Source organism: Nocardia farcinica (assembly GCF_029867845.1).
GTDB lineage: Bacteria > Actinomycetota > Actinomycetes > Mycobacteriales > Mycobacteriaceae > Nocardia > Nocardia farcinica_A.
On record NZ_JARWRU010000440.1, the window covers coordinates 1 to 9380 of the forward strand.

The 9380-nt window shown below is 71.9% G+C and carries 9 protein-coding genes; 3 read left to right on the forward strand and 6 right to left on the reverse strand.

Annotated features, from left to right (window positions below; genetic code table 11):
* Positions 1-1096 (reverse strand): DUF2339 domain-containing protein (locus QH283_RS09350; RefSeq protein WP_280502624.1); only part of this gene is annotated, 1096 nt, incomplete at its 3' end.
* 134 nt (positions 1097-1230) lie between these two features.
* On the reverse strand, positions 1231-1689 hold the full coding sequence (locus tag QH283_RS09355) for a hypothetical protein (protein WP_280502625.1): 459 nt from the start codon (positions 1687-1689) through the stop codon (positions 1231-1233).
* A gap of 330 nt (positions 1690-2019) precedes the next feature.
* Between QH283_RS09355 and QH283_RS09360 the strand changes: the two genes are divergently transcribed.
* Positions 2020-3210 (forward strand): helix-turn-helix domain-containing protein, encoded by a 1191-nt coding sequence (locus QH283_RS09360; RefSeq protein ID WP_280502626.1) that lies wholly within the window; start codon positions 2020-2022, stop codon positions 3208-3210.
* 232 nt (positions 3211-3442) lie between these two features.
* Complete coding sequence (locus tag QH283_RS09365; protein ID WP_280502627.1) at positions 3443-3631, forward strand: hypothetical protein; 189 nt, start codon at positions 3443-3445, stop codon at positions 3629-3631.
* A gap of 57 nt (positions 3632-3688) precedes the next feature.
* Here QH283_RS09365 and QH283_RS09370 read toward each other — a convergent pair whose 3' ends face one another.
* The 4 genes from QH283_RS09370 to QH283_RS09385 all read right to left on the reverse strand — a co-directional run bounded on the left by QH283_RS09370 (position 3689) and on the right by QH283_RS09385 (position 7590).
* Entirely contained in the window at positions 3689-4444 is a 756-nt protein-coding gene (locus QH283_RS09370; protein ID WP_414689696.1) for a DUF1707 SHOCT-like domain-containing protein, read from the reverse strand.
* A gap of 60 nt (positions 4445-4504) precedes the next feature.
* Entirely contained in the window at positions 4505-5152 is a 648-nt protein-coding gene (locus QH283_RS09375) for a response regulator transcription factor (protein WP_280502630.1), read from the reverse strand.
* 123 nt (positions 5153-5275) lie between these two features.
* Positions 5276-6463 carry a MacS family sensor histidine kinase gene (gene macS, locus QH283_RS09380; protein WP_280502628.1) on the reverse strand — a complete coding sequence of 396 codons (1188 nt, stop codon included), beginning with the start codon at positions 6461-6463 and terminating at the stop codon, positions 5276-5278.
* The gene (locus QH283_RS09385) at positions 6460-7590 is read right to left on the reverse strand and encodes an AI-2E family transporter (protein ID WP_280502631.1); all 1131 of its coding nucleotides are present in this window, start codon (positions 7588-7590) and stop codon (positions 6460-6462) included. The genes macS and QH283_RS09385 overlap by 4 nt, the downstream gene beginning before the upstream one ends.
* A 132-nt stretch (positions 7591-7722) precedes the next feature.
* Here QH283_RS09385 and QH283_RS09390 point away from each other — a divergent pair.
* Positions 7723-9380: adenylate/guanylate cyclase domain-containing protein (locus tag QH283_RS09390; RefSeq protein ID WP_432420687.1), on the forward strand; the 1658-nt coding region annotated here is incomplete at its 3' end.

Below are 9380 nucleotides of genomic sequence, written 5' to 3' on the forward strand. Positions count from 1 at the left end.
CCCCGGGCGGCCGGCTCGGTGGCCCCCCCCGCCCCCCCCCCCCCCCCCGGGGGGGGGGGCCCCCCCCGGCGGGGGCCCGGCCCCCCCCCACGACCGTCAGCACCGCCAGCGGCTGTGAGTTCCAGCGCAGCGCCAGTGCCACGCCGCCCGCCGCGATCCCCAGCGCCACGGCGAAGCCAGGCACCGGATGCAGCCAGTCGTAGACGCCGGTCACCGCCACCACGTCCAGGTAGGCCCCCGCGACACCGGTCGCGGCCAGCGCGATTCCGCCGACCCGCCCACCGGGCCGGTCGGCCACCCGGAGGCCGGCTCCGACCAGCGCGGCCGAGAACAGCGCGCCGGCGACGACCCGCGGCACCGGCCCGAACAGACCGGCCTGCGCGGCCAGCACCAGCAGCATGACGACGCCGATGAGCGTCACCGCGACGCCCGCCACCGCGAGCACACGGCTGATCATCCCGTCGCGCTGCCACCACGGCGTCGTGTTCACCCGGCCCGGGGCGGGCGGACGGGGGGCGGGCGGCGGACGCCGCCATGCCTGCGGAGGCGGGGCGCCGTAGGCGGGACGGCCGGGAAACGGCACACCGGGACGCCCCGGAGGCACGTAGCCGCCGGGCGCGGGGGGCACGTAGCCGCCGGGAGCGGAGGGCACGTAGCCGGACGCGGGGGGCACGTAGCCGCCGGGCGCGGGCGCGTATCCCGGGAATCGCCCGGCGGGGGGCACGCTGTGGGCACGGGTCCCCTCGTGCACCGCCTGCCCCGGGGCCGCCGTCTCCTGACTCACCCGCCCCGGAACCGTCTGCCCCGCACCCGCGGACGCGACGGAAGCGGCATCCGATCGTCCGCCCCCGACTGTCCCCGGCACGGCCTGCCCGCCGGGACCGCCCGCCCCACCGGTCACATCGGCGCCCGTGCCGTCCACACCGCCCGCTGCCCCCGGCGCGGGCTGCTCCACCGCCCGATCGCCGGGCAGGGCTTCGAGCACCTGCCGGCGCAGCAGGTCCAGGTCGCGCCCGAGGGCGCCCATCTGTGTTCCCAGCGCGGTGAACTCACCGGAGAGGCGGGCGACCAGCGCCGGGTCGATCGAACCAGTCATGCGCTCATGGTCCGGTCCGGGAGCGGACCGGACATGAGTAGAAACACTCGCCGGGGCGCGGGGGATCTACCCGATTCCGCGTGGTCCCGGCGTGGTCCCGCCCGGGTGGGGTGCGCCTGCGGGACCCGGACCGGTCAGCTCGGGGTCACCGACATGCTGACGACCCGATGGACCGCCTCGATCACCGTGCGCCGGGCGGGCATGGTGAGCACGCCGGGCATGGGCTCGGCGGCCCAGTGCCAGCCACGATCGGAATCGGTGGTGGGCAGCAGGATGTGGCGGCCGCCGGGGACGACCGTCACGTGGTGCTCGGCCAGTTCGTGGCGCACGTGCTGGTCGACCGGCGTCATCGGGCTGGGCGGGGTGACCAGGAAGGTCCAGGTGCGTTCACCCGGGTCGGCGATCACCGGGACGGGGTAGGAACAGTTCATGGCGGCGAGCACGTCGTGGCCGAGGGCGGGCGGCATGACGAGGGCTCCCAGGACACTGCCGGTGGTGACGACGGGGCGTCCGCCGAGCAGTTGGACGGGCAGGCCGTACTGGTCCTGCAGCAGCAGGGCAGCGTCCTTGGACGAGTGGCAGCGTTCGAACATCGCGCGGGGCTCCTCAAACAGTGGTGGTGAACGAGATACGGATCGGGAGCGAGAGGTGTAGTCGCCCGAATCCGGCGCAAGCGCGCGGTCGGCGCGCGAGAATTGCGGACAATGCCAGTGGTGCGGTAGCGCTCGGCATCGTGATCATGTGCCGCCCCTGCCTTCTCAACATTGGGTTCTCAAAGTTGCGGAAGGACAACGGTATTCCAACTAGCGTCCTCGGAGTCGTACGTAATGTCCCACTTCACCGCCGAAATGGGGCCTACCGTCGGTATCCTGAAACGTGGATGTAACACAGAAATGTGTTCGTAACACCAAGGGCGCGAGGTCATGGACGAATCTTCGATCGGTGTACGCATCAGGCGCTTTCGTGGTAAGGCGCTGACCCAACGCCAGCTCGCCGATCAGGCAGGCGTGAGCGTCGACCTGGTTCGCAAACTGGAGCAGGGCGGCAGGCAGACCGCCTCGATCGCCAGCTTGCAGAAGATCGCTCGCGCTCTCGATGTGGACATCGCCGATCTGATCGGCAATCGCCACGGCATCCCGTCCAGCAACCCCGACGCGGGCATCGTGGCGATCCGCCGCGCGCTCACCCCGGTCGACGACCTGCTCGGCACCACACCGGAGGAGGCCGCGGTCTCCCTCGACGATGCGCGCCGCGCGGTCGACTACGCCTGGGGCGCCTACTGGTCGGGGCACTACGAGCTGCTCACCACCATCCTGCCCACCGGCCTCACCCAGTTACGCGCCACCGTGCACGCCGCCCGCAACGGCTCGGTCGCGCCGGCCAACGAGCTGCTGGCCCGGATGTACTGGGTCACCGGCTGCACGCTGGTGCACCTCGGCCAGACCGACCCGGCCTTCCTGGCGATCCGGCTGGCGCTGGCCGCGGCCGAGCGTGGCGACGATCCGTTGCTGGCGGCCACCATTCGCGGTTCGGTGGCCTGGCAGCTGCTGATCCAGGGCCGCTACGCCGAGTCGCGCGGCGTCGCCCTGCGCGCGGCTCGTGATCTCGAACCCGACGGCGAGGTCGCGCCTGCGCACCTGTCCGCCTACGGCTCGCTGGTCCTGCAGGGGGCCACCGCGGCCGGTCGCGCGCAGAACGTGCCAGACGCGCTGGCACTGCTGGAGGCCGCGAGCGAGGTCGCGCTGCGCCTCGGCGTCGACCGCCAGGACTACGAGACCTATTTCGGCCCTTCGCAGGTGGTCATGCAGACCGTCGATGTCAATGTCTCCGCCGAGCGCTACCCGGAGGCGCTGGCCGCGGCCGCGCAGATGCCCGCGGGCAACGGCCTGCCGCAGGCGTCGCGGGCCCGCCATCTCGCCGACACCGCCGTGGCCTGGACCAGGACCGGGCAGTACGGCCGGGCGCTCGGCGCGCTGCTGGACGCCGAGCGCGTCGGCGTCTCGGACTGGATGAAATATCAGTCCCTGCCCCGGCACATCGTCTCGGAACTGCTCGACAACGATCGCCGGATGCCGTTGCGCGCCTTCGCCCGCCGCCTCGGCGTCAATACCTGAGTTCCGGCGCGATCGGAAATTCCGGCACGGTTCGGCGAAAACCCGGCACGTCTGTCCGCGAATCGCGCTGTCAATACCCGCGACCCATGGAAGGTGGGAATCCACAAATACCGCCACGGCGTTTTGTCGATTTCCTGGGGACGGCTCGAAAACCTACCCACCGGTAATGGCCCGGTGATCTAATGGACCCTGCCCCCAGTTGGGGAACGAGTCACACGACCAGAGGATCACCATGACGCCGAAATTCGCCCGCCCCGCCGCTCTCGCCGCCCTCGTCCTGACCGCGGGCGCGCTGAGCGCGGGCACCGCCACCGCCGCGGCGCCCACCGCACCCGCGACCTCGGCCACCGCGGTCGCCGGCTCGGTGGAGGTGTGCATCCCGATCCCCGGTCTGCCCATCGAGGTGGCGTTCTGCCTGTAGGCGACCGGTGTCCCCGCCCGGGGCCCCCCCACGGCTCCGGGCGGGTGACGGGCAGGCTCAGCCGCCGATCATCCGGCGCCAGTGGTCTATCAACGGCCGCTTGGCCACCACCGAGCCCAGCCTGACCCGGCCGAGCACCACCAGGTGCAGCGGGCCTAGCGGCGGGCCCGCGCCCACCTTGTTCTTCACGGTGGACGCGACGAGTTCCAGCCCGTCGAGATCGACCGTCGCCTCTTTCGGCACGATCAGATTCAACGACGAACAGAAATCGTCGACGTGGATTTCCACCACCTGCGTCGCCATGACCGCCTCGGTGAAATCCAGTGTCACCGAGGCGACCCAATTGTCCAGGTGCAATGTCGGCGGCACATGCCAGCGACCGCGCCTGCTCACTTCCGACATCCGGCAGCGGATCACATTCGAAGCGGAATCACCCGCGTACACCGGCCCGACCGGACGCCGCGGACCGTGGAAACCGTGCCCGTGGAAAGTCGGCGCGGAATGCGGCGCGCCGGGATACGGAGTCGTCGCGCGCGGCCCCCTGGTGTCGGCGAAACCGGTCGTCGACGGCGCGGGCTGACCGACCAGCCGCACGCCGGGCAGATCGATGAGCACCGCGTTGAGTTCGCCGCGGGTTCTGGCCGCAAGGGCGGTGTCCATCCGCTCGGTGAACTCCCCGAGGGAGAGCATTCCGAGGCCGACCGCGCGTTGCAGCAGCTGACCGACATGTTCACGTTCCGCATCGGAGACGCGCAGGTCACGATCACCCACCGGGTACGAAGCGCGGTGGGGTTCCGGTTCGGAGGCGCCCATGAGTCGAGGTTACCGACGGCGCGGCCCACGGGACATCAGGGCGAACCCTGATCCGCACCCCTACTCGAGGCCCTGTTCGATGGCGTAGCGGGTCAGCTCCACCCGGTTGGCCAGCTGGAGTTTGCGCAGCGTGGCCTGCACGTGGTTCTCCACGGTCCGGTGACTCAGGCCGAGGCGGGAGGCGATCTGCTTGGCCGACAGCCCTTTGGCCACCATCCGCAGCACCTCGGTTTCCCGCTCGGTGAGGGCGGGACGGTGCGGTTCGTCGGGCCGGGCGGGGGCGCCGGCCATCCGCCGGTACTCGCCGAGCACCACTCCGGCCAAGCCGGGAGTGAACACCGCCTGACCGGCGGCGGTGGCGCGCACGGCGGCGACGAGTTCGGCGGCCGAGGCGCTCTTGACCAGGTAACCGGTCGCGCCCGCCTTGATCGCCTCCAGCACGTCGTCGCGTTCGGCCGAGGCGGACAGCACCAGCACCCGGCTGTCCGGGGAGACCCGCAGCACCTCGGCGGTCGCCCCGGCGCCGTTGCCGTCCGGCAGCTGCATGTCCATGAGCACCACGTCCGGCCGCACGGCGGCGGCGCGACGGGTGGCCGAGCCGACCCCGTCGGCGGTGGCCGCGACCTCGAAACCGGCCTCGGTCAGGTCACGGGAGACCCCGTCCCGCCACATCGGATGGTCGTCGACCACCATCACCGAGATCGCCATCACCCGCTCCTCTCGCCCCGCCGGGCCGTCGGCCACCGGGCGGCCCGTCGCTGTCATGGTGCCACCGCCCGGCCGTGCGGCGCCCGCGAACTCCCCGCTCCCCGGCACACGGCGCCCGCGACATCAGCCGCGCGGCACCCGCAACTCCCACTCGGCGCCGTCGCCGTCCTCGCCGCTGCCGCCGCCCACCAGCTCCGCCGTCCCGCCGAGAGCCTCGATCCGGCCGACGAGGGAACGCGAAACCCCCATCCGCCCTTCGGCTTCGGCCTCGGCCAGCCGTCCCGGCCTGATGCCGGGACCGTCGTCGCGCACGCTGACGATCAGCTCGTCGCCGGTGTCCTCCAGCAGCACATAGGCTTTCGCGTCCGGCCCGGCGTGCAACTCGACATTGGCCAGCGCGGTCGCGACGGCGGCGGCGATCTCACCGCCGACCCACCCGCCGACCCGCACCGGCTCGCCCGGCGTCGACACGAACACCTTCGGGGTGGCGTAGGCGGTGAGCAGGCCGCGCAGATCCACCTCGTCGCCGCCGCCGCGCTCGCCCGCGTGCCTGCCGCCCTGCTCGGACAGCAGCACCCGCAGCGCCACCTCCTGCTCACCCGCCCGGATCGCCAGTTCCCTGGTCGGCCCGCCGATCTCGCTGCCTCGGCGTTTGATGTAGCTGAGCACCTGGAGCACCCCGTCGTGCACCTCGCGGGCGAGGCGTTCGCGCTCCTCGGCGGCGGCGGTCAGGCGCACCGCGCGCCGCACCTGCTCCTGGGCGCGGCGGGCGGTCTGCGCGGCCAGGCCGAGCGCGAGCCCGACCGAGACCAGCACCGGCGCGGTGGCATCGCTCCACACGTCGACGCCCCACTGCTCACGCACAGTGATGATCACCGCCGAGATCAGCAGCCCGGAGGCCACGCCGAGCACCGGGCCGCGCAGGATCGCCGCGGAGATCACCGCGTTGGCCGCCCACATGGTGGTCGGCAGGGTCTGGTGGTGGTGGTACCAGTCGTGGTCGGCGACCAGCCTGGTCGCGGCGATCAGGCCGATCACCACCAGGTGGTCGCCGATCACCACCGCGACCCGCATCCGCGCGACCTCGGTGCGCCACTGCGAGAGCATGAGCGCCGAGACACCCGACCACACCACCATCAGCGCGATCAGCACCCAGCTCAGCCGCTGGTCGGTGTAGTAGGGCACCGAGGCGACCTGCTGGCCGATCGCGTACAGCAGGGTGACCAGCCGGAATGCCTGCACAGCGCGCCACAGCGGCGCGGTGTCGTCCTGACCGGGCTCGCCGGGACCCAGGCGCGCCGAGGGGTTCATCGCACCGGTTCGCCCTCGGGCGCGGGCGGTTCGTGCGGCTCGTCCGGTTCGGCCGAGTACAGTCCCGGCTCCCCGGTCACCAGCTCGTGGACCACCTCCTCCGGCGACTCGAGCAGCGAGCGCACCGCGGTGTTCATCACCGCGACGAACGGCACCGCCAGCAACGCGCCCGCGATCCCGCCGAGCACGAGGCCCGCGGCGATCGCGACCACCACCGCCAGCGGATGCACGCTCACCGCGCGCCCGAGCAGCAGCGGTTGCAGCACATGGCTTTCCAGCTGCATGACCGCGATGATGATGCCGAGCACGATCAGGGCGGTGACCAGCCCCTTGGTGACCAACGCGATGAACACCGCGACGAAGCCCGCGAAGAAGGCGCCGATGATGGGGATGAACGCGCTGATGAACACCAGCGAGGCCAGCGGCAGCGCCATCGGCACGCCGAGGATCAGCAGGCCTGCGCCGATGCCGATGGCGTCCACCGCGGCCACCACCACCGTCGCCCGCACGAAGCCGACCAGGGTGCCGAAGCCGAGCTCGCCCGCCATCCTGACCCGTTCCCGGTGTTCGGTGGGCACCAGCCTGGTGACGAACTCCCAGATCTGGCCGCCGCCGTAGAGGAAGAAGACCAGGATGAACAGCGTGAGGAAGGCGCCGGTGAGCAGGTGCCCGATCATGGTCGCGGTGGTCAGCGCGCCGCTGGTGACGCTGTCCTGATTGGACTCGATGGTTTTGACCAGCGTGTCGCCCGCGCTGCGGATCTGCTCCTCGCTCAGGTGCGGCGGGCCGTTGATCAGCCAGTCCTGGCTCTTCTGGATGCTGGCGGTGATCTCGTCGGAAAGCTGCGGCACACCGGCCACGAACTGCTCGACGACGAAGGTCATGGTGCCCGCGACCAGGCCGAGCGAACCGATCAGCGCCACCACCACGCCGATCGAGCGCGGCACCCCGACCCGCTGCATCCAGTCCACCAGCGGCACCAGCAGCGCCGCCGCCAGCAGCGCGATCGCCATCGGGATCAGCACCGTGGACAACCGGGCCACCAGCATCGCCACCGCGATCACCGCGGCCAGGATCACCAGCAGCCGCCACGACCACTCCGCGGCCTGCCGCACGATCGGATGCACCGACTCGGCATCCGGTCGGGGCCGCTGTGGCCCGCCGGGGGCGCTTTCCTCGGGGTGGCTCACGCTCGTGAGCCTATCCGCCGCTCAGCGCCGCGAACATGCGCACATGATCGAAACGCTAGATTGGTGGGCGTGTCAGCGCCTCTGGAAGCGGTCAAACAGACCATGCATACGCGCTGGCCGCTGTACCTGACGTCGATGCTGCTGGCCAACGCCTTCGGCGCGGTGCTGATGTGGGCGTTCCTGCAGTACGGGCTCCCGGTGCCGGAGGGAGAGGCGGCCGACGCGCGGCGGATCGGCCTGTTCGTGCCCGGCCTCGTCTTCGTCACCGGCGGACTGCTGAGCCTGGCGGCCTCGGCGCTGATGCTGCGCCCGGTCATGCGCTGGCAGATGCGCGGCGGCCCGCCGAGCAGGCAGGAGCAGATGGCCGCCCTGCACGCGCCGTTGCGGCAGGCCATCCTGCACCTGGTGCTGTGGCTGCTCGGCGGCGCGGTGCTGGCCGGGCTGATCATCTCCGAGTCGCCCAAGCTGGCGGGCGCGGTGATCGTGACGCTGTGCATGGCCGCGACCATCGTGTTCGGCTTCACCTACATGCTCGGCGAACGCATCCTGCGCCCCGTCGCCGCGCAGGCGCTGACCGAGGGCACCTTCGACCACACCCTGACCCCCGGCGTCGGCACCCGCATGGCGATGACCTGGGGCATGGGCACCTTCGCGCCGACCTTCGCGATCGTGCTGCTGTGCGTCACGCAGATCTCCTCGGACGTGAAGTTCTCCGCGCAGTCGCTGGCCATCTCCATCCTGCTGCTGTGCGGGGTGATCATCCTGCAGGCGCTGGCGCTGTCGATGCTGACCGCCTCCAGCATCTCCGACCCGGTGCGCCAGCTCAGCCAGGCCATCGCCCGCGCCCAGGAGGGCACCCGCGAGGTGCAGGTCGAGGTGTACGACGGCAGCGAGATCGGCATGCTTCAAGTCGGCTTCAACCGGATGATGGAGGAGGCGGCCAAACGCAGGAAACTGCAAGAGCTGTTCGGCCAGCACGTCGGTGAGGAGGTCGCCCAGCGCGCCCTCGACTACGGCACCGAACTGGGCGGGGAGACCAGGTTCGTGGCGGTGCTGTTCGTGGACATGGTCGGTTCCACCGCGACGGCGGCCGAGCGCCCGCCCACCGAGGTGGTGAGACTGCTCAACGAGTTCTTCCGGGTCGTGGTCGATGTCATCGACCGGCACCACGGCTTCGTCAACAAGTTCGTCGGCGACGCCGCGCTGGCCATCTTCGGCGCGCCGCTGGACCGCCCCGACGCCCCCACCGCCGCGTTGGCGGCCGCGCGGGACCTGCGCGAGGCGCTGCGCGAGGTGGCCGGGCTGGACATCGGCATCGGCGTGTCCGCCGGACTGGCCGTCGCCGGCAATATCGGCGCGGCCAATCGGTTCGAGTACACCGTGATCGGCGACCCGGTCAACGAGGCCTCCCGGCTGACCGAACTCGCCAAGGATCATCCCGGCCGCGTCCTCGCCTCCGGCAGCGCGCTGTACTTCGCCGAGGAAGCGGAGGCGGCGCTGTGGATCACCGGCGAGGAGGTGCAGTTGCGCGGCAGGCGGCGCAGCACCCAGCTGGCCTGGCCCGAGGCGAGCGTCGAGCCGGAGCGCGACGGACGGACCGGCGCGGTGTCCGGGGACGCCGCCGCGCCCGGCGCGGCCCGCGAGGACGCTGCCGAGGCGGCGGACCTGCCGGGGGGGCGGCGGGGGGGGGGCGGGGGGGGGCGGGCCGCCCGCCCCCCCCCCCCCCC

What these genes read in the sequence shown, in the direction of transcription:
- QH283_RS09355 (WP_280502625.1), bottom strand. Translation starts at nt 1,689, where the DNA reads ATGTTCGAACGCTGCCACTCGTCCAAGGACGCTGCCCTGCTGCTGCAG.
- QH283_RS09360 (WP_280502626.1), top strand. Translation starts at nt 2,020, where the DNA reads ATGGACGAATCTTCGATCGGTGTACGCATCAGGCGCTTTCGTGGTAAG.
- QH283_RS09365 (WP_280502627.1), top strand. Translation starts at nt 3,443, where the DNA reads ATGACGCCGAAATTCGCCCGCCCCGCCGCTCTCGCCGCCCTCGTCCTG.
- QH283_RS09370 (WP_414689696.1), bottom strand. Translation starts at nt 4,444, where the DNA reads ATGGGCGCCTCCGAACCGGAACCCCACCGCGCTTCGTACCCGGTGGGT.
- QH283_RS09375 (WP_280502630.1), bottom strand. Translation starts at nt 5,152, where the DNA reads ATGGCGATCTCGGTGATGGTGGTCGACGACCATCCGATGTGGCGGGAC.
- macS (WP_280502628.1), bottom strand. Translation starts at nt 6,463, where the DNA reads ATGAACCCCTCGGCGCGCCTGGGTCCCGGCGAGCCCGGTCAGGACGAC.